At 60.8% G+C, this 22,378-nt stretch carries 25 protein-coding genes; 6 read left to right on the plus strand and 19 right to left on the minus strand.

The window, feature by feature from the left end; translation table 11 throughout:
• Nucleotide 1 precedes the first annotated feature (1 nt).
• From pheT to thrS, 6 genes are all read right to left on the minus strand, one after another.
• Nucleotides 2-2,380, minus strand: a complete 2,379-nt coding sequence (gene pheT / locus AD664_RS25620) for a phenylalanine--tRNA ligase subunit beta (RefSeq protein ID WP_053151189.1) — start codon at nucleotides 2,378-2,380, stop codon at nucleotides 2-4.
• Nucleotides 2,381-2,416: 36 nt separating this feature from the next.
• The gene (gene pheS, locus AD664_RS25625) at nucleotides 2,417-3,433 is read right to left on the minus strand and encodes a phenylalanine--tRNA ligase subunit alpha (RefSeq protein WP_042730072.1); all 1,017 of its coding nucleotides are present in this window, start codon (nucleotides 3,431-3,433) and stop codon (nucleotides 2,417-2,419) included.
• Between the two features lie 109 nt (nucleotides 3,434-3,542).
• Nucleotides 3,543-3,899, minus strand: a complete 357-nt coding sequence (gene rplT / locus AD664_RS25630) for a 50S ribosomal protein L20 (protein WP_024779372.1) — start codon at nucleotides 3,897-3,899, stop codon at nucleotides 3,543-3,545.
• Between the two features lie 30 nt (nucleotides 3,900-3,929).
• Entirely contained in the window at nucleotides 3,930-4,124 is a 195-nt protein-coding gene (rpmI, locus tag AD664_RS25635) for a 50S ribosomal protein L35 (protein WP_002553160.1), read from the minus strand.
• A gap of 60 nt (nucleotides 4,125-4,184) precedes the next feature.
• Nucleotides 4,185-4,736: a translation initiation factor IF-3 gene (infC, locus tag AD664_RS25640; protein WP_172679675.1), complete on the minus strand. Its 552-nt coding sequence runs from the start codon at nucleotides 4,734-4,736 to the stop codon at nucleotides 4,185-4,187.
• Nucleotides 4,736-6,658 (minus strand): threonine--tRNA ligase, encoded by a 1,923-nt coding sequence (gene thrS / locus AD664_RS25645; protein ID WP_053151191.1) that lies wholly within the window; start codon nucleotides 6,656-6,658, stop codon nucleotides 4,736-4,738. Before thrS ends, infC begins: the two co-directional genes overlap by 1 nt.
• A gap of 375 nt (nucleotides 6,659-7,033) precedes the next feature.
• Here thrS and AD664_RS25650 point away from each other — a divergent pair, with 375 nt between their 5' ends.
• A complete protein-coding gene (locus AD664_RS25650) occupies nucleotides 7,034-7,336 on the plus strand; it encodes a hypothetical protein (RefSeq protein WP_053151193.1) in 303 nt (100 codons plus the stop codon).
• A 289-nt stretch (nucleotides 7,337-7,625) separates the two neighbouring features.
• Nucleotides 7,626-7,838, plus strand: a complete 213-nt coding sequence (locus AD664_RS25655; protein WP_003192493.1) for a cold-shock protein — start codon at nucleotides 7,626-7,628, stop codon at nucleotides 7,836-7,838.
• A gap of 68 nt (nucleotides 7,839-7,906) precedes the next feature.
• Here the strand turns inward: AD664_RS25655 and AD664_RS25660 are convergent, their stop codons facing one another.
• Nucleotides 7,907-8,221, minus strand: coding sequence for an I78 family peptidase inhibitor (locus AD664_RS25660; protein WP_053151197.1), 315 nt, complete (start codon nucleotides 8,219-8,221; stop codon nucleotides 7,907-7,909).
• A gap of 162 nt (nucleotides 8,222-8,383) precedes the next feature.
• Nucleotides 8,384-8,689 carry a hypothetical protein gene (locus tag AD664_RS25665; RefSeq protein ID WP_047737251.1) on the minus strand — a complete coding sequence of 102 codons (306 nt, stop codon included), beginning with the start codon at nucleotides 8,687-8,689 and terminating at the stop codon, nucleotides 8,384-8,386.
• A 129-nt stretch (nucleotides 8,690-8,818) separates the two neighbouring features.
• On the opposite strand from AD664_RS25665, the gene AD664_RS25670 reads away from it, so the two are divergent.
• Nucleotides 8,819-9,016 carry a hypothetical protein gene (locus AD664_RS25670; RefSeq protein WP_042730067.1) on the plus strand — a complete coding sequence of 66 codons (198 nt, stop codon included), beginning with the start codon at nucleotides 8,819-8,821 and terminating at the stop codon, nucleotides 9,014-9,016.
• 60 nt (nucleotides 9,017-9,076) lie between these two features.
• On the opposite strand, the gene AD664_RS25675 is transcribed toward AD664_RS25670, so the two are convergent.
• Genes AD664_RS25675 through AD664_RS25705 form a run of 7 tightly spaced genes read right to left on the minus strand, consistent with a single transcriptional unit; the run spans nucleotide 9,077 to nucleotide 16,052 of the window.
• Entirely contained in the window at nucleotides 9,077-10,105 is a 1,029-nt protein-coding gene (locus tag AD664_RS25675; RefSeq protein WP_053151200.1) for a nucleoside hydrolase, read from the minus strand.
• A 44-nt stretch (nucleotides 10,106-10,149) separates the two neighbouring features.
• Nucleotides 10,150-10,554 carry a D-ribose pyranase gene (gene rbsD / locus AD664_RS25680; protein ID WP_053151203.1) on the minus strand — a complete coding sequence of 135 codons (405 nt, stop codon included), beginning with the start codon at nucleotides 10,552-10,554 and terminating at the stop codon, nucleotides 10,150-10,152.
• Entirely contained in the window at nucleotides 10,551-11,465 is a 915-nt protein-coding gene (rbsK, locus tag AD664_RS25685) for a ribokinase (protein WP_053151206.1), read from the minus strand. Before rbsK ends, rbsD begins: the two co-directional genes overlap by 4 nt.
• 23 nt (nucleotides 11,466-11,488) lie before the next feature.
• Nucleotides 11,489-12,508, minus strand: coding sequence for a LacI family DNA-binding transcriptional regulator (locus tag AD664_RS25690; RefSeq protein ID WP_053151209.1), 1,020 nt, complete (start codon nucleotides 12,506-12,508; stop codon nucleotides 11,489-11,491).
• 3 nt (nucleotides 12,509-12,511) lie between these two features.
• A complete protein-coding gene (locus AD664_RS25695; protein WP_042730062.1) occupies nucleotides 12,512-13,489 on the minus strand; it encodes an ABC transporter permease in 978 nt (325 codons plus the stop codon).
• Nucleotides 13,486-15,039: a sugar ABC transporter ATP-binding protein gene (locus tag AD664_RS25700; RefSeq protein ID WP_053151212.1), complete on the minus strand. Its 1,554-nt coding sequence runs from the start codon at nucleotides 15,037-15,039 to the stop codon at nucleotides 13,486-13,488. Before AD664_RS25700 ends, AD664_RS25695 begins: the two co-directional genes overlap by 4 nt.
• A gap of 56 nt (nucleotides 15,040-15,095) precedes the next feature.
• Entirely contained in the window at nucleotides 15,096-16,052 is a 957-nt protein-coding gene (locus AD664_RS25705; protein ID WP_053151216.1) for a sugar ABC transporter substrate-binding protein, read from the minus strand.
• A 283-nt stretch (nucleotides 16,053-16,335) separates the two neighbouring features.
• Here AD664_RS25705 and AD664_RS25710 point away from each other — a divergent pair, with 283 nt between their 5' ends.
• Together AD664_RS25710 and AD664_RS25715 are read left to right on the plus strand one after the other, a co-directional pair.
• On the plus strand, nucleotides 16,336-16,614 hold the full coding sequence (locus AD664_RS25710; protein WP_042730074.1) for a DUF1654 domain-containing protein: 279 nt from the start codon (nucleotides 16,336-16,338) through the stop codon (nucleotides 16,612-16,614).
• Nucleotides 16,615-16,619: 5 nt separating this feature from the next.
• Nucleotides 16,620-17,309: an endonuclease gene (locus AD664_RS25715; protein WP_053151220.1), complete on the plus strand. Its 690-nt coding sequence runs from the start codon at nucleotides 16,620-16,622 to the stop codon at nucleotides 17,307-17,309.
• A gap of 136 nt (nucleotides 17,310-17,445) precedes the next feature.
• Here the strand turns inward: AD664_RS25715 and AD664_RS25720 are convergent, their stop codons facing one another.
• Nucleotides 17,446-17,811 carry an SPOR domain-containing protein gene (locus tag AD664_RS25720; protein WP_053151223.1) on the minus strand — a complete coding sequence of 122 codons (366 nt, stop codon included), beginning with the start codon at nucleotides 17,809-17,811 and terminating at the stop codon, nucleotides 17,446-17,448.
• Between the two features lie 260 nt (nucleotides 17,812-18,071).
• Between AD664_RS25720 and csrA the strand changes: the two genes are divergently transcribed.
• Nucleotides 18,072-18,266 (plus strand): carbon storage regulator CsrA, encoded by a 195-nt coding sequence (gene csrA, locus AD664_RS25725; RefSeq protein WP_003179932.1) that lies wholly within the window; start codon nucleotides 18,072-18,074, stop codon nucleotides 18,264-18,266.
• A gap of 197 nt (nucleotides 18,267-18,463) precedes the next feature.
• Here csrA and AD664_RS25730 read toward each other — a convergent pair whose 3' ends face one another.
• The 3 genes from AD664_RS25730 to AD664_RS25740 form a co-directional block, all read right to left on the minus strand.
• Nucleotides 18,464-18,919 carry a DUF2214 family protein gene (locus AD664_RS25730; protein ID WP_053151225.1) on the minus strand — a complete coding sequence of 152 codons (456 nt, stop codon included), beginning with the start codon at nucleotides 18,917-18,919 and terminating at the stop codon, nucleotides 18,464-18,466.
• 202 nt (nucleotides 18,920-19,121) lie between these two features.
• The gene (gene cysS, locus AD664_RS25735; protein WP_042732375.1) at nucleotides 19,122-20,504 is read right to left on the minus strand and encodes a cysteine--tRNA ligase; all 1,383 of its coding nucleotides are present in this window, start codon (nucleotides 20,502-20,504) and stop codon (nucleotides 19,122-19,124) included.
• A gap of 21 nt (nucleotides 20,505-20,525) precedes the next feature.
• Complete coding sequence (locus AD664_RS25740; RefSeq protein WP_042732374.1) at nucleotides 20,526-22,223, minus strand: glutamine--tRNA ligase/YqeY domain fusion protein; 1,698 nt, start codon at nucleotides 22,221-22,223, stop codon at nucleotides 20,526-20,528.
• Nucleotides 22,224-22,378 lie beyond the last annotated feature (155 nt).

The following is a 22,378-nucleotide window of genomic DNA, read 5'->3' on the forward strand; positions in this document are numbered from 1 at the left end:
GTCACTTCCTTAACGTGGCGTTCAACCTGGTTTCGAGCGAGGTGAGGATGTTTTGCGTTGCGGTATTCACCTCATCGTCGTTAAGAGTGCGCGATGGATGCTGCCAGGTCAAGCCGACTGCAAGGCTTTTTCTATGCGGATCAATGCCTTTACCCTGATACACGTCAAATAGCCTGAGGTCCGTCAGCCACTCGCCTGCATTTTCACGAATTACGTCCAATACAGCACTGGCCGCCACTTCGCGATCAGCCAGCAAGGCCAGGTCACGACGTACTTCAGGAAAGCGCGATAACTCCTGGAATTTCGGCATTTTCCCCAGTGCGACTTCGGCCAGGATCAGCTCGAAGACGAACACCGGCCGATCGAGGCCCAGGGTTTTCGACAGTTCAGGGTGAATGGCGCCGACATAACCGACTTCACGCCCATCCCGCTCGATGCGCGCAGTCTGCCCCGGGTGCAGGGCCGGATGCTTGCCCGGCACGAAAGTGAACGCGTCGAGCGCACCGGCGAAACCGAGGACCGCTTCCACGTCAGCCTTGACGTCGAAGAAGTCGACGCCGTCGCGACCTTGTGCCCAACCTTCCGGCAGGCGGCTACCACAGACGACACCGGCCAGCATCGGCTCCTGCTTCAAGCCGTCCAACTGACCGACAAAGCGCAGGCCGCTTTCGAACAGGCGCACGCGATCCTGTTGGCGGTTCAGGTTGTGCTGCAGCGACTTGACCAGGCCCGGCCACAAGGACGAGCGCATGGCCGCCATGTCGTTGGAGATCGGATTGGCCAGCAACAGCGGCTCGACGCCAGGGTTGAACAGCTCGAATTGGCGCGGATCGATGAAGCTGTAGGTGATCGCTTCCTGATACCCACGGGCCACCAGCAGGCGCCGCAGTTCCGGCAGGCCGCTGCGGGCTTCAGCCTTGGCCTGCGGGGCCAGGCGGGCTTGCGGGTAGCGAACCGGCAGACGGTTGTAGCCGTACAGGCGGGCCAGCTCTTCGATCAGGTCGACTTCCAGGCTGATATCGAAGCGATGGCTTGGCACCTCCACACGCCACTGCCCTGCTCCGTCGGCGCTGATGCCCAGGCCGAGGCCACTGAGCAGGCGCTCGACTTCGCTGGCATCCATCTCCATGCCCAGCATCTGGGAAATGCGCTGGGCACGCAGGGTGACCGGAGCGATCTTGGGCAGGTGCTGTTCGCTGACGGTTTCAATGATCGGGCCGGCTTCGCCGCCCGTGATCTCGAGCAGCAGGCCAGTGGCGCGCTCCATGGCTTCACGGGCCAGTTGCCAGTCCACGCCACGCTCGTAACGGTGCGAGGCATCGGTGTGCAGGCCGTAGGAACGCGCCTTGCCAGCGACCGCGATCTGGTCGAAGAACGCACTCTCAAGGAACACATCACGGGTCGTCGTAGAGACACCGCTGTGCTCGCCACCCATCACACCGGCAATCGCCAGGGCGCGGGAATGGTCGGCAATCACCAGGGTATCGCTGCGCAGGGACACTTCCTGGCCATCCAGCAATACCAGCTTCTCGCCCTCTTCAGCCATGCGGACACGAATGCCGCCATTGATTTCGGCGAGATCGAATGCATGCAGCGGTTGACCCAGTTCCAGCATCACGTAGTTGGTGATGTCGACGGCGGCGTCGATGCTGCGCACGTCGGCGCGGCGCAGGCGCTCGACCATCCACAGCGGCGTCGGCTTGGACAGATCGACGTTACGGATCACACGACCCAGGTAACGCGGGCATGCCGAGGGAGCCAGCACTTCGACCGAACGCACTTCATCGTGCACAGCCGGCACGGGCGCGACCACCGGACGTGTCACCGCCGTGGCGTACAGCGCGCCGACTTCACGGGCCAGGCCGGCCAGGGACAGGCAGTCCCCACGGTTCGGCGTCAGGTCGACCTCGATGCTCGCATCGTCCAGGCTCAGGTATTCACGGATGTCCTGGCCGACTGGCGCATCGGCTGCCAGTTCCATCAGGCCATCGTTGCCTTCGCCGATCTGCAGCTCGGCCTGGGAGCACAACATACCGTTGGACTCGACGCCGCGCAGCTTGGCTTTCTTGATCTTGAAGTCGCCCGGCAGCTCGGCACCGATCATGGCGAACGGGATCTTCAGGCCCGGGCGCACGTTCGGCGCGCCGCAGACAACCTGGAAGGTCTGCGCGCCATTGCTGACCTGGCACACCCGCAGCTTGTCAGCGTCCGGATGCTGCTCGGTGCTCAGCACCTCGCCCACCACCACGCCGCTGAATGCGCCGGCAACCGGCGCTACGCTATCGACCTCGAGGCCGGCCATCGACAGGCGAGCAACCAGCTCGTCCCGACTAACCTGCGGGCTTACCCAGCCGCGCAGCCATTGTTCACTGAATTTCATCCTGCTCTCCTAATAGATTCGTTACGGGCCCGCGACCTAGCGAAATTGCGCAAGGAACCGCAAGTCGTTGTCGAAGAACAGGCGCAAGTCATTCACACCGTAACGCAGCATGGCCAGACGCTCGACGCCCATGCCGAAAGCAAAACCCGAGAATTCTTCCGGATCGATCCCGGACATGCGCAGCACGTTCGGATGAACCATGCCGCAGCCCATGACTTCCAGCCAGCCCGTCTGCTTGCAGACACGGCAGCCTTTGCCGCTGCACATCACGCATTCCATATCGACTTCGGCGGATGGCTCGGTGAACGGGAAGTACGAAGGGCGGAAACGTACCGCCAGCTCTTTCTCGAAGAACACCCGCAGGAACTCTTCGATAGTGCCTTTGAGGTCGGCGAAATTGATGTCGCGATCCACCAGCAGGCCTTCGACCTGGTGGAACATCGGCGAGTGGGTGATATCGGAGTCACTGCGATACACACGGCCCGGGCAGACGATGCGGATCGGCGGACGTTGCGACTCCATGGTGCGGACCTGTACCGGCGAGGTATGGGTGCGCAACAGCATGTTCGCATTGAAATAGAAGGTGTCATGCATCGACCGGGCCGGGTGGTGGCCTGGGATGTTGAGCGCTTCGAAGTTGTGGTAGTCGTCTTCGACCTCGGGGCCTTCGGCAATGCCGTAGCCGATGTGGGTGAAGAACTGCTCGATGCGTTCCAGGGTCCGGGTTACCGGATGCAGGCCGCCGGAGGTCTGGCCACGGCCGGGCAGGGTCACGTCGATGGACTCGGCGGCGAGCTTGGCAGCCAGGTCGGCCTCCTCGAACAACGCCTTGCGCGCATTGAGGACTTCTGTGACACGTTCCTTGGCGACGTTGATCAGCGCACCGACTTGCGGACGCTCTTCGGCCGGCAGGTTCCCCAGGGTCTTCATCACCTGAGTCAACTCGCCCTTCTTGCCAAGGTAGTGAACCCGGATTTGCTCCAGGGCATTGATATCTTCAGCGCTTTGCACAGCCTCTAGTGCTTGAGAGACCAGCGCATCCAGGTTTTCCATGTACAGACTCCAGATACAAAATAGGGGAAGAGCTTTAAGGCTCTTCCCCTATTTATGACGTTTAACACCCAGGCCCACAGAGGTGGACCCCGGTGACTGCCGGGGGTACTTAAGCCAAGGTGGCTTTAGCTTTCTCGACAATCGCAGCAAACGCCGCTTTTTCGTTCACTGCCAGATCAGCCAGAACCTTACGGTCGATCTCGATGGACGCCTTTTTCAGGCCAGCGATCAAACGGCTGTAGGACAGACCGTTGGTACGAGCACCAGCATTGATACGAGCGATCCACAGAGCGCGGAACTGACGTTTTTTCTGACGACGGTCACGGTAGGCGTATTGGCCTGCCTTGATTACGGCTTGCTTGGCAACACGGAATACGCGGGAACGCGCACCGTAGTAGCCTTTAGCAAGTTTCATAATTTTCTTGTGACGCTTACGGGCAATGACGCCACGCTTTACACGAGCCATGAGTTACTTCCTCTATTCTTGATCCAAAAATTAACGAAGGCGCAGCATGCGCTCGACTTTTGCCACGTCAGACGGATGCAGCAAGCTGCTACCGCGCAGTTGACGCTTACGCTTGGTCGACATTTTGGTCAGGATGTGGCTCTTGAAAGCGTGCTTGTGCTTGATACCGTTAGCAGTTTTCAGAAACCGCTTAGCAGCACCACTCTTGGTTTTCATCTTTGGCATGTTCGGATACTCCGCATTCAGTTGATAAACATAATCGCAAGGCCTGCCGTGCCCTGGTGATTACTTCTTCTTTTTCGGGGCGATGACCATGATCAGCTGGCGTCCTTCCATCTTAGGATGCTGTTCGACCGAACCGTACTCGAGCAGGTCTTGTTCAACCCGCTTGAGGAGTTCCATCCCCAGCTCCTGGTGGGCCATCTCACGGCCGCGGAATCGCAAGGATACCTTGGCCCTGTCCCCGTCACTCAGGAAACGTACCAGGTTGCGCAGTTTTACCTGGTAATCCCCTTCCTCCGTCCCTGGACGAAACTTGATTTCTTTTACCTGAATCTGCTTCTGGTTCTTCTTCGCCGCGGCAATCTGCTTCTTCTTCTCGAAGATCGACTTGCCGTAGTCCATCACCCGGCATACCGGTGGGACTGCGTCTGCGGAAATTTCTACCAGATCAAGCTTGGCTTCTTCAGCAATTCGAAGCGCTTCATCAATCGAGACGATGCCAATCTGCTCGCCGTCAGCGCCAATTAACCGAACCTCGCGTGCCGAGATATTCTCGTTGATCGGGGCTTTCGGTGCAGCTCGTTTATCTTGTCTCATATCACGCTTAATAATAATTACTCCGAATCTGGGCGACCACGCCGGGAAGCCGCTTGCGCGAGAAACTCGGCGAATTGGGCGACGGGCATCGAGCCCAGGTCAGCACCTTCACGAGTACGCACAGCGACAGTCTGCATCTCGACCTCCCGATCTCCGATAACCAAGAGAAAGGGAACCTTGAGCAAAGTATGCTCGCGGATTTTAAAGCCGATCTTTTCATTTCTCAAGTCAGACTTGGCACGAAATCCGCTTTGGTTGAGAGTTTTTTCGACCTCGGCGGCAAAATCTGCCTGTTTATCAGTGATATTCATGATCACTGCCTGGGTCGGCGCCAGCCACGCGGGGAATGCGCCCTCGTAGTGCTCGATCAGAATCCCGACGAAACGCTCGAAGGAACCGAGGATCGCGCGGTGAAGCATGACCGGGTGCTTGCGACTGTTGTCTTCGGACACGTATTCGGCGCCCAGACGGATCGGCAGGTTGAAATCGAGCTGCAAGGTACCACATTGCCATACGCGACCGAGGCAATCTTTCAGCGAGAATTCGATCTTCGGACCGTAGAAGGCCCCCTCGCCCGGCTGAAGCTCGTACGCAAGGCCCGCGCTGTCGAGGGCTGCGGCCAGTGCCGCCTCGGCGCGATCCCACAATTCGTCGGAGCCGACGCGTTTTTCCGGACGAGTGGACAGCTTCATCTCGACTTCGGTGAAGCCGAAGTCACGGTAGACGTCCATCGTCAGCTTGATGAACGCGGCGGATTCGGCCTGCATCTGCTCTTCGGTGCAGAAGATGTGCGCGTCGTCCTGGGTGAAGGCGCGCACGCGCATGATGCCGTGCAAGGCACCCGATGGCTCGTTGCGGTGGCAGGCACCGAACTCGGCCAGGCGCATCGGCAGCTCGCGGTAGCTTTTGAGCCCCTGGTTGAACACCTGCACGTGGCAAGGGCAGTTCATCGGCTTGATCGCGTAGTCGCGGTTTTCCGACTGGGTTGTGAACATGTTGTCGGCGTAGTTGGCCCAGTGCCCGGATTTCTCCCACAGGCTGCGGTCCACCACTTGCGGCGTCTTGATCTCCAGGTAGCCGTTTTCACGCTGGACCTGGCGCATGTACTGCTCGAGCACCTGGTACATCGTCCAGCCGTTCGGGTGCCAGAACACCATGCCTGGGGATTCTTCCTGGGTGTGGAACAGGCCCAGGCGCTTTCCGATCTTGCGGTGGTCGCGTTTCTCGGCTTCCTCGATGCGCTGGATGTAGGCCGCCAGTTGCTTCTTGTCGGCCCAGGCCGTGCCATAGACGCGCTGCAGTTGCTCGTTCTTGGCATCGCCACGCCAGTAGGCGCCGGACAGCTTGGTCAGCTTGAAGGATTTCAGGAAACGGGTATTGGGCACGTGCGGGCCACGGCACATGTCGACGTATTCTTCGTGGTAGTACAGGCCCATGGCCTGCTCGTCCGGCATGTCTTCCACCAGACGCAGCTTGTAGTCCTCGCCACGAGCCTTGAACACCTCGATGACCTCGGCGCGCGGCGTGACTTTCTTGATGACGTCGTAATCTTTCTCGATCAGCTGCTGCATGCGCTGTTCGATGGCGGCCATGTCTTCCGGCGTAAAAGGACGCTCGAAGGCGATGTCGTAATAGAAGCCTTCGTCGATGACCGGCCCGATGACCATCTTCGCGCTCGGGTACAGTTGCTTGACCGCATGGCCGACCAGGTGCGCGCAAGAGTGGCGAATGATCTCCAGCCCCTCTTCATCCTTGGGCGTGATGATTTGCAGCGTAGCGTCGCTGTCGATGACGTCACTGGCGTCGACCAGCTTGCCGTTGACCTTGCCGGCCAGGGTGGCCTTGGCCAGGCCCGCGCCGATGGATGCGGCGACCTCGGCTACGGAAACCGGGTGGTCGAATGAACGTTGACTGCCGTCGGGAAGAGTAATAGTTGGCATGGCGCCTCCTCTCCTAGTGGTGACCCCTACCAAAGGTCACGTGGGTTGGGATGAGCCAGTACAAGATCCAGTCCAGGCCATTCAATGACGAACGCCTGCCTTACAGCGGCAGGAGCCTTGCGGCCAACCGTGGAAACCGAACCAGAGTGACTGGGATTCAAATCAGGGTTAAATCGAACATTTGCCGCCACCGGGACCCGTGGTCATCCGGGGCGTTGAAAATACCCGAGCCCGGCATGCTAGCACAGATGAACGGTCATCGCCGCGCTCGAATCGCCGCGGGCGTAAATCCACGGTTTTTATGCAACAGTGCTGAACTGAACCGAGCGCAACGCCTCAGATAACAAGACATTGACCCAAAAGGAGCATCTTCGCATGCGTCTGAATACCTTGCTCGCAGCCGTCGCCCCCCTTGCCCTGCTGCTTCCGCTGTCCGCCCATGCCGACTGGCCCAAGGGCGAGCGCGACAAATACATGGCCCAGTGCACCCAAGCGGCTACACCACAGATCGGAGAAGCGGCGGCCAAATCCCATTGCGCGTGCGGCGCCGATGCGATCAAGTCCTACCCGGCCGCCGATATCCAGGCCCTGATGGACAACAAAGCACCCGAGGCCCTGCAACGCAAAGCCCTCGGTGAAATCGCCAAATGCAAGGCCCAGGCTCCGGCGAAAAAGTGAGTCAGGCAGGCTCTGGAGGTGACTCTTAATCGATAAAACCTGCCGAATCAGTCTCCTTTCCGACGATTTACGCAGGTTTTACAGCTTTTTTTATCGCCTTTACTTTCCGCTGAAAGCCTTTAAAACCGGGGCCTCCAGTGTGTTCAGACGGTAAAGAAAACACGACTGATTGGCAAACAGCGCCTGCGGGGGGCTCCCAAATCGAACATTTCGACTATGATACCCAGGTGTGCCCAGTTGGCCTGAGCAGCACAGTACACTGAAAATATATGTTTCTTGGAGATACACCATGTCTAATCGCCAAACCGGCACCGTTAAATGGTTCAACGATGAAAAAGGCTTCGGCTTCATCACTCCTACAGGTGGCGGTGACGACCTGTTCGTACACTTCAAAGCTATCGAAAGCGACGGTTTCAAGAGCCTGAAAGAAGGCCAAACCGTTTCCTTCGTGGCTGAGAAAGGCCAAAAGGGTATGCAAGCTGCACAGGTTCGCGGAGAGTAATTTCTCGGCGCGCTAAAAAACCCCGTCCATGTGACGGGGTTTTTTATGGGCGGCGGTAAACCTTACGCTTAGCCGCAGTTGACTCGATTGACCACCAGCTTGGCATCGGTCGTGAGGTTCAGCCGATCGGAACGGTACTCGAGCGTCACCATGTCATTGGGCTTGAGGATGCGAGCGTTCTGCGCCCCGGCGCGCGTACGGGCCTGCTCCAGCAATTGCGGCGAGGCCTGCTTGCCAATGGCGAATTCGGCGCCTTTTGCGTCGCAGCGGCCGTTACCGGCTTCGGTGGCCACTGGATCGGGGGTCGACTCGGATGTGCTGCTGCAACCGCTCAAGAGCGCAACGACCAGCACAGTACTCAATGACGCAAGCTTCCAAGGCATGAAGCCTCCTTTCTTGATAAATAAACAGAGAATGTGCGACAGCCTAAACGGCGCTTTGGTTTCAACACCGGCCCTATCAGCCTGCCACCTGCGAAAAACTGGCAGTTTGCCTGAGGCCATCGCCCCGTTCAGCGCTCAATCGTGACTGAATATGAACGCCGCTCAGTAAACGTCGATGTAATCGAAGGGTGGATTCGGCCAGTTGTCTTTCAGCGCGTTATAGATCTGCATCACCCAGACCTCATCGCTGGCGGCGACCCGCCCCACGTAGCCGGAACCTTTCGCCCAGGTCTCGAGGCGGAACAGCAAGCCACCGATATCGGTGCCACCGACCACACCTGACGACAGGTAGGCGATGCCCTCCCGGGTCACACGCAGTTGGGTATGCTCATCATCGCTGGCTGAGGCAAGCAATTGGCGAACCGCCTCCAAGGTCAGGCCGCCTGGCGCGTTCAAATCGATCTGCACTGCAGCTCTCCCTGAAAGAATCAAAGGCCAAGTGTCGCACAGCCCTCCCCTGATGCCTAAGTCGCAGTGCCAAACCCCGGGCAAAAATGTTTAACTCAGCCCACAGCCCTCCAACGCGCGAGCATCACCATGAGCACCCTCAGCATCGAAGCCACCATCAAGGCCAAATGGTCGGAGGGCCACAGTTCCTATAGCCCGAGCAGCCCGGAAGAGCTGGCGATCATCGGCATAGAACTGTTGGTGAAGGAGTTGGGGACAGAAGTCGCCCGCGGCTTTATCCAACAAGCATTCGAGCGCTACCCGAGCCTGATCGATGCGGTGGATTGAGGCGCCATGAAAAACCCGTGGGAGCCGAACGGGCCCCACAGGTCTGTTGCTTGAGACCGCTTACTTGAGCCGCGCCAGGCGCTCGGTCAGCAGGTCGAAAAAGCCCTGGGCATCACCGTTCTCGACCCAGAAGGCGTTCTTCGGCGCTTTCAGGCCATCGTACCAATCGACGATGGTCTGGCCGAACGTCGGGCCTTCGCGACTGTCGACCACGACATTGACCGAACGACCGGTGAACAGTTGTGGCTTGAGCAGGTAGGCAATCACCGTCGCATCATGCACCGGGCCGCCTGTCAGGCCGTAGTGCTCCATGTCGCCCTTGATGTACTCGTTGAGAATATCGCCGACCAGTTTGCTGGCATTGTTGTTGACCGCCGCGATCTGCTTCAGGCGCGCTTCGCTGGTGAGCATCTTGTGGGTCACGTCCAGCGGCAGGTACGTCAGTTTCACCCCGCTCTTGGCCACCACTTCGGCCGCCTGGGGATCGGCGAACAGGTTGAATTCAGCCACCGGCGTGATGTTGCCACCGTTGAAGTGCGCGCCGCCCATGATCACCACTTCCTTGATGCCCTGGACGATGTCGGGCTCCTGGACCAGCGCCAACGCCAGGTTGGTCTGCGGACCGAGCATGGCAATGGTGATGCTATGGGGTTTGGCGGCCTTGAGGGTGTCGATCAGGTAGTTGACGGCGTTGCCCTTGGCCAGGCCTTTCTTCGGCTCGTGCACCGCGACGCCCGACAGGCCTTCCTTGCCATGGATGTTCTCGGCGTAGATCGGCGTGCGCATCAGCGGTTTTGGCGCCCCGGCATAGACCGGCACCTCTTCGCGCCCTGCCCATTCCCGCGCCAGGCGAGCGTTGCGCGAGGTCTTGTCCAGGCGCACGTTGCCGGCGACGGTGGTCAGGGCGCGGATGTTCAGTTCCTCCGGCGAAGCCAGGGCGAACAACAACGCCACCACGTCATCGGCGCCGGGATCGGTGTCGATGATCAAGTCGATTTTTTCCGCCGCGTGGGCGCTCGTAGCGGTGATCAGGGACAAAAGCAGCAGGCTCCGGAACAGATGATGCATTTTCTGAGCATAGCGGTGCATGGCGCACTCCTTGTGCAGGGTTGAAAGAACTCGACAACGACGGGTTAGAACGTGACCCCGGCGATCAGCACGATGTTGCAGTACGGAGAACATTCTCCTGTGCGAATGATCGCCCGAGCCTGTCGGCTAAGAATCTTGAACTGTTCGTGGTTGACCAGCGCTCGCGCGCCCAGCGCCCCCTCGGCCTGCAGAACATCCAGTGTCGTCAGGGCCGCGGGTTGCTTCTCGAGGATTTCCTCGGCCAGGACATGGCTTTCCACCTGCATCTCACTGAGCACCACTTTCAGGGTGCTGACAAAATCAGGAATGCCATGGGTCAGGGCCAGGTCGATCAACTCGACGCCTGGCGGCACCGGCAGGCCGGCATCGCCGATGACCACTTTGTCGCCATGACCCAGCGAGGCGATCAGTCGCGACAGTGCCACATTCAACAACGGAGTCTTTTTCATGCCTTGAACGCCTGTACTTCCTGCAAGGTGGGGATAGAGGGCTGCGCGCCCGCGCGGGTGACCGACAGGGCTGCGGCAACCTGGCCGAAACGAATCGCCTCGACCTCGCTTTTGCCATTTGCCAGGGCGGCCGCGAACCCGCCGACAAAGGTGTCTCCCGCCGCCGTGGTGTCCACTGCCTTGACCCGCGGAGCCGGGAAATGCTCGAAGCTGCTGCCGTTGGCGAACATCAGGCCCTGGGCCCCCAGGGTCACGATCACCTTGCCGGCGCCCGCGCTCATCAACTGCGTCGCGGCGGCTTCGGCGGTGTCCAGGGAGTCCACCGCCAACCCGCTGAGGATCGCGGCTTCGCTTTCATTGGGGATCAGGTAATCGACATAGGCGTACCAGTGCGCCGGCAACGCATGGGACGCCGGTGCAGGGTTGAGAATGACGATCTTGCCCAGTTCGCGGCCACGCTTGAGGGCGTGCCCCACGGTGGCGTCCGGCACTTCGAGCTGGCAGATGATCACATCGGCGCCTTGCAGCACCTCATCGACGCTGTCCAGCACGGCGGGAGTCAGCGCACCGTTGGCACCCGCCACGATCACGATCGCATTCTGGCTGTTGTCATCGACCACGATCAGGGCCACGCCACTGGAGCCTTCCACGACACCGACCGCCTGGCAATCGATCCCCTCGTCCAACAGCGCCCCACGCAGTTGCTGGCCATAGGCATCGCTGCCCACGCACCCGACCATGGCCACCTGCGCGCCCAGGCGCGCGGCCGCCACCGCCTGGTTGGCGCCCTTGCCGCCGGGGATGGTGGAGAACGACTGGCCGATCAGCGTTTCACCGCCACGAGGCAGGCGCGGTGCCCGGGTGACCAGGTCCATGTTCAGGCTGCCTATTACCACTACTTTTGCTGGCATACATCAGTACTCATCAATTCGGTTCAGCGGTGTTGGGCGAATGTGCCGGACAGCGGCGCAGTCGACTCCCGCAAGACAATGCTGGGCGTCACGATCCGCTGGTCAGTGGCGAGGCCCGGCGTCGCGATGCGGCGCAGCAGCACCTCGGCGGCCATTTCGCCCAGTTGCAGGATCGACTGCCCGACCGTGGTCAACGCCGGGTAGACGTAGCGGCTCATCTGGATGTCATCGAAACCGATCACCGACAGTTCGCTGGGCACGCGCACATTGCGCTCAGCGGCGGCGCGAAGCACGCCGATGCCGATCATGTCGTTGGCCGCGAAGATCGCGCTGGGCGGCTGCCGGTCAAGCAGTTCGGCGGCGGCACGGTAGCCACCGGTGCTGGTGAAATCGCTTTCAAGCATGTGTTCGACCGGCCGTTCGATCCCCGCCTCTTCCAGCGCCCGGCAGTAACCCGCCAGGCGCATCTGGGCCACGCTGGTGTCGCCCGGCCCGCCGATGAAGGCGATGTCCCGGTGGCCGAGTTCCAGCAGGTGGCGGGTCGCCAGGTACGCGCCGAACTCATGATCGATGCGCACCAGGTCGGCGTCGATGCCGTCGAGCCCACGGTCGACGATCACCATGGGTGTGCGCACCCCGGTCAAGCCTTCCACCAGGCCGACATCGCCGCCGGCCGAGGCGACGATCAGGCCGTCGATGCGTTTTTCCAGCAGCACCCGCAGGTAGCTACGCTGCTTGTCCGGGTTGTCGTCGGAATTGCACAGGATCACGCAGTAACCGTTGCGCTCACAGTAGTCCTCGATGCCCCGGGCCAGTTCGGCGAAGTAAGGGTTGAGGCTGTTGGGCACCAGCAGGCCGATGGTCGCGGTGGTCTTGGCCTTGAGCGAACGGGCCACCGCGCTGGGCACATAGTCCAGGCGCTCGATGGCCGCCTCGACCTTGCGCCGCACCTCCTCACTGACCGGCCGCGTCTTGTTCACCACGTGGGACACGGTCGTGTAGGAGATCCCCGCGAGCGCCGCCACATCCTTGATCGTTGCCATGGTTCAGCCTCGCCGACTGGCGCGATGGCTGCGGTAGGTATCGAGCACGACCGCCACGACGATTACCGCACCGGTGATGATGCGCTTGGTCGGCTCGGTGGCGCCGATCTGCGCCAGGCCCGCCGCGAGCACCGAGATGATCAGCACGCCGAAGAAGGTGCTGATGACCGAGCCACGCCCGCCCATCAGGCTGGTGCCGCCGATCACCACCGCCGCGATCACCTGCAATTCGAGCCCGGAACCGGCGTTCGGGTCTGCGGCTTCCAGGCGCGAAATCTGGAACAGCGCCGCAACACCCGCAAGCAGGCCCATGAGGCTGAACACCAGGATCTTGTAGGGCTTTGGATTGATGCCCGCCAGGCGCACAGCCTCTTCGTTGGTGCCGATGCCGATCAGGTAGCGACCGAACACCGTGCGGGTCAACACGGCCTGGGCAATGAAGATCACCAGCAAGGCGATGATGAACGAAGGGGAAATGCCGAAGGCGATCGGATTGGACAGCCAGGCGAAGGAATCGCCGATGTAGGCGGTTCGCGAGCCGGTCATCTGGTACGCCAGGCCCCGGGCCATTTCCAGCACGCCGAGGGAGACGATGAACGACGGGATCCGCCATGCCACGGTAATCGAGCCGGTGACCGTGCCCGCCAGCGCCGCCACGGCCATGCCGAGCAAGGCCGACGGCCAGACGCTCCAGCCCCAGCCGAGGACAGCCACGCTGACGGTCGAGGCCGCCAGCGCCAGCACCGACCCCACCGACAGGTCGATGCCGCCGATGATCAAAATGAACGTCATGCCGACCGCCAGCACCATGAGGTCGGGAATCTGGTTGGCCAGGGTACTGAAGGTGTCGTACGACAGGAAATGGCTGCTCAGGGTCGAGAACAGCGCGACCATCGCCAGCAACGCGCCGGCCAGGCCCAGGTAAGTGCCCAGGCCATAGAAGTTGCCACTCGATTTACCGACGGCGGATACGGTTTTCATGAGAGTTCCCTAGGCGCTGCTTCGTTGAGCAACGCATCACGTTTCTGGTAGCCGGCGAACGCGGCCGCCAGCAAGTCATCCTGGGTCCAGCTGTCGCGCTCGAAGGTGTCGATCAGGCGCCCGGCGGAAAGCACGCCGATCCGGTCGCAGATCAGCATCAGCTCGCGCAGGTCACTGGACACCACGACCAGCGCCTTGCCCTGGCGAGTCAGTTCACCGAGCAACGCATAAATGTCGAACTTGGCACCGACATCGATGCCACGGGTAGGCTCGTCGAACAGCAGCACCGAACAGTCGCGTTCGAGCCAGCGACCGATCACCACCTTTTGTTGATTGCCGCCCGACAGCTCGGACACCAACTGCGTCGGGCTGGAACTGCGGATGCGCATGGCGTCGATCTGCCGTTGCGCCAGGCCCAGTTCCTGATGGCCATTGACGAGGCCGGCACTGGAAATTTCCGGCATGTTGCCCAGGGCAATGTTGGCGGCGATGGACTGAGTCAGCAACAGGCCTTCGCCCTTGCGGTCTTCGGTGATCAGCGCAATGCCCTGGGCCACGGCATCGGCCGGGGAGCGAATGCTCACCACCTTGGCTGGCGAACCCAGTGCCACGCTGCCGCTGTCGGCGGTATCGGCACCGAAGATCAACCGCAACAGCTCGGTACGCCCGGCCCCGATCAGGCCGGAGATGCCGAAGATCTCGCCGCTGCGCACTTCGAAGGACACATCGCGAACTTTGTCGGAACGGGTCAGGCCCTTGACCGTCAGCGCCGGCGCACCGATCTGGCGGGGGCCCATGTCGATATGCTCGCCCAGCTCCCGGCCGACCATCAAGGTCACCAGTTGCTCACTGTTGTAGTTGGCCATCGGCTCGACGCAGACCAGGTTGCCGTCACGCAACACCGCGATGCGCTGGGCCACCCGTGCCAGTTCTTCGAGGCGATGGGAAATGTAGATGATCGACACGCCCCGAGCCTGCAGGCGGGTGATCTGTTCGAACAGCATCTCGACTTCCCGCGCTGTCAGCATGGCGGTCGGCTCGTCGAGAATCAGCACACGGCAATCGCCGATCAGGTTGCGGGCGATCTCGACCATCTGCTGGTGGCCGATGCCCAACTCACCCACCGGCGTGTCCGGATCGATCGCATCAAGCCCCACTTGGGCCATGGCCTCGATGGCTGCCTTGCGCAATTGCTTGCGGCTGATCCAGCCACCGCAACTGGGCAAATTGTCGAGAAACAGGTTCTCCGCCACGGAAAGGGTCGGCAGCAGGTTGAGCTCCTGCATCACCATGCGTACGCCCAACTCTTCCGCCTGGGTACGGCTGCCGGGACGATAGTCCTGCCCCAGAAATTGCATCTGCCCGGTCGTCGGCGTCACCAGCCCGCCGATGATCTTGGACAAGGTGCTTTTGCCGGCGCCATTTTCACCGGTCAGCGCCAACACTTCCCCGCGCATCAACGTCAGGTCGATGCCGGTCAGTACCGGCTGGGCATAGGTTTTACCGATGCCGCTGACAGACAGGACAGCGTTCGGGTCAAAAACGGACATAAAGACTCTCCATGCGCTCGCCCGGATGGGCGAGCACCGCTACATCGCCAGGATGATTACTTCGTAACCAGCTCGACCGGCGTTTCGATCACGCCGTTGGCACCGCTGTCGACTTTCTCGCCCTTGAGCATCTTCAGGGCCGTCTCGATGCCGAACACCGCCTGCTTGGCAGCGAACTGGTCGGCCGTGGCCAGGACGCGACCGTCCTTGAGCATCGGCTTGATGGCATTGATGTTGTCGTACCCGACCACTTGGACCTTGCCCGCCTTGCCCGCCGCGCGCACGGCCGAGACGGCGCCGACCGCCATGCTGTCGTTGCCGGCCAGCAGCGCCTTGATGTCCGGGTATTCGCTGAGCATCGAGGCGGCCACCTGGTTGCCCTTGTTGATTTCCCAGTCGCCCGATTGCAGGGACACGACCTTGATCTGCGCCGCTTCCATCGCGTCCTTGAAGCCTGCGGTGCGCGCCTGGGCGTTGGTGGTGGTGGAAACACCTTCGATGATGCCGACTTCGTCACCGGCCTTGAGCTGCTTGGCCAGGTATTCACCGACCAGGCGGGCGCCCTTGCGGTTGTCGGGGCCTACGAACGGCACGTTGATGTTCTTGCTCTTGACCACGGCGGGGTCGAGTTGGTTATCGATGTTGATGACCGTGATACCGGCGTCGACGGCTTTCTTAATCACCGGCACCATCGCCTTGGAGTCGGCGGGTGCGATGACCAGTGCATCGACCTTGGACACGATCATCTGCTCGACGATACGGATCTGGTTGGCTGTGTCGGTTTCATCCTTGATCCCGTTGGAGATCAACTCGAAATCGGCGGAGTGTTCCTTCTGATAGGCCTTGGCGCCGTCTTCCATGGTGAGGAAGAACTCGTTGGCCAGGGATTTCATGACCAAAGCGACCTTGGGTTTTTCAGCGGTCTGGGCAAATGCCGAGGAGAGAGGCAGCGTAGCGGATGCAGCCGCGAGCATGGCGACAGCGAGGAGACGTCCGGCGAATGGCAACTTCATGGGTTCACTCCGATCTTATGATTATTGTGGGCAAATCATCGCACGGAACGCCGCGCAAACGTTTGCGTGAAGTGAACTATGGTAAGGGTTTGCAGATTTGTCAACGTCGCGAGAGGCGTGATCGAGTGCCCGGCTGAGGCCATCGGTTGAAGGTACAGCGGTCGGCTTTATCTGTCGCGGCTGCAAATAAAAAATCTCCTCCTACATCAAAACGCCAAAAACGCTGTCAGACGATTTTCTTGAATTTTAAGTAGTTGCGTAAATGCCTACGGTTAAATACTGTATGCACGTACAGCTTAATAAGGATAATCCTGTGGCCCCGCCCTCCGCTGCAACTTCCCCTTTGGACGCCTACGCACGACTCGCCCTTCGCGTCTCGAAAATCATCAACGGTCCCACCGCACAAAAAGCCAAGGCCGCCCTGATCTTCCGTCTTCCCGATGAGCCGGTGGATGAGTGGGAACGCCTGCTGGAAGAAATCGACGAGAACGACAACGTGACCCTCGCCTATCGCGACGATGGTGGTGTGCAGGTTTTCTGGGTTGTGCCGAAGGAAGATTGAGCGTGATGAGTGTTCGCTGTTTTGCTTTATTGCTGGCCTTCGCCGCGATGGGCGCGCAGGCCGCTGCGCCGCGCACCTTCAACGAAGCCAAGAAAATCGCCTGGAAACTCTACGCACCTCAATCCACCGAGTTCTACTGCGGCTGCAAGTACACCGGCAATCGCGTGAACCTGGCAGCTTGCGGCTACGTGCCGCGCAAGAACGCCAGCCGCGCCGCGCGCATCGAGTGGGAGCATATTGTCCCGGCGTGGCAGATCGGCCATCAGCGCCAATGCTGGCAGGAAGGCGGCCGCAAGCAATGCACCCGCTACGACCCGGTCTATCAAAAGGCCGAGGCCGACCTGCACAACCTGGTGCCGAGCATTGGCGAAGTGAATGGCGACCGGAACAATTTCAGTTTCGGCTGGCTGCCGGTGCAGAAGGGCCAGTACGGTTCATGCCTGACCCAGGTCGATTTCAAGGCCAAGAAGGTCATGCCCCGCCCGTCCATTCGCGGCATGATCGCCCGCACCTACTTCTACATGAGCAAGCAGTATGGCCTGCGCCTGTCGAAGCAGGACCGACGCCTGTACGAAGCCTGGGACAAGACCTACCCGGTCGAAAGCTGGGAACGCCAGCGCAACCAGAGTGTGGCGTGCGTCATGGGGCACGGTAACGAGTTCGTCGGGCCGGTGGACCTCAAGGCCTGCGGCTGACTCACCCGAGTGACAACACAATCGGCTGTGGAAGCGAGCTTGCTGGCGATGGCGGTGTTTCAGCCACTATCAATGTTGACTGATCCGACGCTTTCGCGAGCAAGCTCGCTCCCACCGTTGATGGGGGGCTGCCCGATTATTGGGCCGCCGGGTAATCCACCACCAGGGTCTCGATGTTGCGCTTTTTCGCCCGGACCAGGGCTGCGGTGATTTTCTCCTGACCTGCTTCAGCGTCGGCCTTGGAGTTGAATGGGCCGACCAGCACCCGCTCCTTGCCATTTTCCCGCACCACGGTCGACATGAAGCTGTGCTCGATGAGCCACCCGGTCAGGTCGCTGATCGCTTGCGGGGTCTCGCCTCGAACCTCGACCGCCCATTGCGGCGCGGCAGCGACAGCCGGCGCGGAGGTCGCGGCGGGTTTGGGCTTCGGTGCCTCGGCGTCACGCCCCTCACCACACCCAGCCAGCATCAATACCGCGATAACCCAAGCCAATTTGCGCACAACGTTTCCCCTGGAAGACATGAGGCACGGATTTTAACACTCACATCCAGCAAGAACCCCGCGAACAACGCTCAAAACACGAGAATCCTGCCCGACGTCTCTGTATAGTCGCACCCTGGGAATTCACTCTGGGAATTAATGCTGCGTCTGCACGTCAGAAAGAGGCACCCACGTTGTGACACTTAGCACTAATCTATAAGCAGTACCGACATCTGCACTGTCTGAATCAGGTGCCCTACAAAGTAATCAAGGAGAACACCATGCTGATACTCACCCGCAAAGTCGGTGAAAGCATAAACATTGGTGACGACATCACGATCACCATTCTGGGCGTTAGCGGCCAACAAGTCCGGATCGGCATCAATGCCCCGAAAAACGTTGCGGTACACCGCGAAGAGATCTACCAACGCATTCAGGCAGGCCTCACCGCACCCGACAAGCCGCAAACGCCCTGAGGCTTGCAGCAGTCCGTAGCCAGCCCGTTTGCATCACCGCAATGGCTGGCTAAAGATTCCGGCCGACCGAGCATTACCCCGATCCACCCCGCCTCTTGATTGTCGTCCAACCCGTGAACCGATACTAATGGCATGGCTCGTAGCCTGGCTGTCAGACGTTTCGTTTTAATGGCGGTGAAGCAAGCGCGCGTGGCCGCTCAGCCCAGGCTCACACCCCGCGCCATGCCGGTGGCCGCCACCACCATCAAGACCAGCAACAAGGCTTCGAGGTGGCTGATCCGGGCAAACCGGCCGGCCCGTGACGGCTCGACAGCCACGCCCTTGCCCAAGGCTATACGCCATTTGACCAGGGCGATCATTGGCGCGATTTCCAGCAACAGGATCAGCAGCAACAGCGTCATCTTCAGATGAAACAGCGGTTGATGCAGGTAGTAGTCCGAACCTTTTTCGAACCCCGCGAACGCCCGCATCCCCCCGGTCACCAACAGCGCCAGCGCCGACACGCCCCACACGTTATCCGCCACCAGCACGTTGCGAACCGCGTCCGCGCCACCCGCCACGCGCCGCAGTGCCGTGCCGCGCGTCAGCACCGCCCAGAAGCCAAGGGCGAACGCCAGGAGATGAATTGCCGCGAGAGACCAATGAGCCAACATGAGAGAGGCGCCTGTCAGTGAACGTCGGGTCGACCTGACAGTACTAGCTCATCAAACAATGATTGCCAGGGTTGGCATGCAAAAAAACTGTGGGAGCGGGCTTGCTCGCGAATGCGGAGTATCAGTCAACAAATCACTCACTGATACACTGCATTCGCGAGCAAGCCCGCTCCCACAGGGGTATTGCGAACGCTAAAAGATTCTAGTCGGCCAGACGCCAGGTCGTACCGCCCTTCCCGTCTTCCAGCACCACGCCCATGGCGGTTAGCTGATCACGGATACGGTCGGATTCGGCCCAGTCCTTGTTGGCCCGCGCGGTCAGGCGCGCCTGGATCAATGCCTCGACCTCGGCGGCGTCCACGCGGCCTTCGGCACCGGCCTGGAGGAAGTCATCCGCCTCGAGCTGCAACACACCCAGCACATTGGCCAGTTCCTTCAGGCGTGCCGCCAGGCCCGCCGCCGCATTGAGATCGCTCTCGCGCAGGCGGTTGATCTCACGCACCATTTCAAACAGCACCGCGCAGGCTTCCGGCGTGCCAAAGTCGTCGTTCATCACTTCGGTAAACCGCGCCACGTAGGCTTCGCCACCGGCGGCAGGCACGCTCGGCAGGCCCTTCAACGCATGGTAGAAACGCTCCAGGGCACCCTTGGCGTCCTTGAGGTTGTCTTCCGAATAGTTGATGGCGCTGCGGTAGTGACTGGACACCAGCAGGTAACGCACGACCTCGGGGTGGTACTTGTCGAGCACGTCGCGGATGGTGAAGAAGTTGTTCAAGGACTTGGACATCTTCTCGCCGTTGATCCGGATCATGCCGCAATGCATCCACGCGTTGGCGTAGGTCTTGCCGGAAGCCGCTTCGCTCTGGGCGATCTCGTTCTCGTGGTGCGGAAACTCCAGGTCGCTGCCGCCGCCATGGATATCGAAGGTCTCGCCCAGGCAGCAGGTGGACATCACCGAGCACTCGATGTGCCAGCCCGGACGCCCGGCGCCCCACGGCGATTCCCAGCTCGGCTCACCCGGCTTGGCGGCTTTCCACAGCACGAAATCCAGCGGGTCTTCTTTCGACTCGCCGACCTCGATGCGTGCGCCGATGCGCAGGTCTTCGATTTTCTTGCGCGACAACTTGCCGTAGCCCATGAACTTGGCGACGCGGTAATACACGTCGCCATTGCCCGCTGCGTAGGCGTAGCCCTTGTCGATCAGGGTCTGGATCATCGCCAGCATGCCGGGAATGTGATCCGTGGCGCGAGGCTCCAGGTCCGGCTTGAGGATATTGAGGCGCGCCTCGTCCTCGTGCATGGCCTCGATCATGCGGGCGGTCAGCGCATCGTAGGGCTCGCCGTTCTCGCGGGCCCGGTTGATGATCTTGTCTTCGATGTCGGTGATGTTGCGCACATAGGTCAGGTCATAACCGCTGTAGCGCAGCCAGCGGGTTACCAGGTCGAAGGCGACCATGCTGCGGCCATGCCCAAGGTGGCAGTAGTCGTACACGGTCATCCCGCAGACGTACATGCGCACCTTGTTGCCATCCAGCGGCTTGAAGACTTCTTTGCTCTTGGTGAGCGTGTTGTAGATCGTTAGCACAGGGTTTCCCTTAAGACTTGATCACTGACCCCAGGAATCACGCAAGGTCACGGTACGGTTGAAGACCGGACGACCGGGTTTTGAGTCCTTGATATCCGCGCAGAAGTAACCTTCGCGCTCGAACTGGAAACGGTCTTCCGGCTGTGCGTTGCCCAGCGATGGCTCGGCACGACAACCGGTGAGTACTTGCAGGGAGTCAGGGTTGATGTTGTCCAGGAAGCTGGCGCTGTCTTCGGCCTTCTCCGGGTTCGGCGAGCGGAACAGGCGATCGTACAGGCGCACTTCGCACTCGACGCTGGCGGCAGCCGGCACCCAGTGGATCACGCCCTTGACCTTGCGCCCTTCCGGGTTCTTGCCCAGGGTGTCCGGGTCGTAGGAGCAGCGCAGCTCGACGATGTTGCCGTCGGCGTCCTTGATGGCTTCGTCGGCGCGGATCACGTAGCTGCCGCGCAGGCGCACTTCACCGGCCGGTTCCAGGCGCTTGTAGCCCTTTGGCGGCTCTTCCATGAAGTCGTCGCGGTCGATGTAGATCTCCCGGGCGAACGGCAGGACGCGCACGCCCATGTCCTCTTTCGGGTGGCACGGCAGCTCGAGGTTTTCGACCTGGCCTTCCGGGTAATTGGTGATCACCACCTTCAGCGGACGCAGCACGCACATGGCGCGCGGGGCGCTGTGGTCGAGGTCGTCACGGATGCTGAACTCCAGCATGCCGAAGTCCACCACGCCGTCGGAACGGTTGGTGCCGACCATCTCGCAGAAATTGCGGATCGATTTGGGCGTGTAGCCACGACGCCGGAAGCCCGACAGCGTCGACATGCGCGGGTCGTCCCAGCCGTTGACGTGCTTCTCGTCCACCAGTTGCTTGAGCTTGCGCTTGCTGGTGATGGTGTAGTTCAGGTTCAGGCGGCTGAACTCGTACTGGCGCGGGTTGGCCGGCACGGGCAGGTGCTCGAGGAACCACTCGTACAGCGGACGATGGCTTTCGAATTCCAGGGTGCAGATCGAGTGGGTGATGCCTTCGATGGCGTCCGACTGACCGTGGGTGAAGTCATAGTTGGGGTAGATGCACCACTTGTCGCCGGTCTGGTGGTGATGGGCGTGGCGGATGCGATACATGATCGGGTCGCGCAGGTTCATGTTCGGCGAGGCCATGTCGATCTTGGCGCGCAGCACCCGCGCACCGTCCGGGAACTCACCGGCGCGCATGCGGGCGAACAGGTCGAGGTTCTCTTCCACGCTGCGGTCACGGAACGGGCTGTTCTTGCCCGGCTCGGTCAGGCTGCCACGGTATTCCTTGGCCTGCTCGGGGGTCAGGTCGCAGACATAGGCGTTGCCGGCCTTGATCAGCTCCACCGCCCAGTCATGCAGTTGGTCGAAATACTGCGAGGCATAGCGCACTTCACCGGACCATTGGAAGCCCAGCCACTTGACGTCGCTTTCGATCGCGTCGATGTATTCCTGGTCTTCCTTGGCCGGGTTGGTGTCGTCGAAACGCAGGTGCGTGACGCCACCGAACTCCTCGGCCAGGCCAAAGTTCACGCAGATCGACTTGGCATGGCCGATGTGCAGGTAGCCGTTGGGTTCCGGCGGGAAACGGGTGACGATCTGTGTGTGCTTACCCGAATCCAGGTCCGCCTGGATGATCGGGCGCAGGAAATTGACCGGCACGGCCGGGCCGGTCTTGGAATTCGAGGTAGGGTCGACAGTGGGCTTGCTCATAGGATCCTTGAACAGACAAGTGCGCGGCCGGGTGCGGCCTGATAAATCAAAGCCCGTATCATAGCCGATGCTGTCAAGCACCTGACAGGCCAGGCCGGCAAACGATTGAATTTAATCGACGACCCGATGAAAAACAGCCTCGAAATTCGTGCCTG

The sequence above is a fragment of the Pseudomonas sp. P97.38 genome (assembly GCF_001269745.1).
In the GTDB taxonomy this organism is placed as follows: Bacteria; Pseudomonadota; Gammaproteobacteria; order Pseudomonadales; family Pseudomonadaceae; genus Aquipseudomonas; species Aquipseudomonas chlororaphis_E.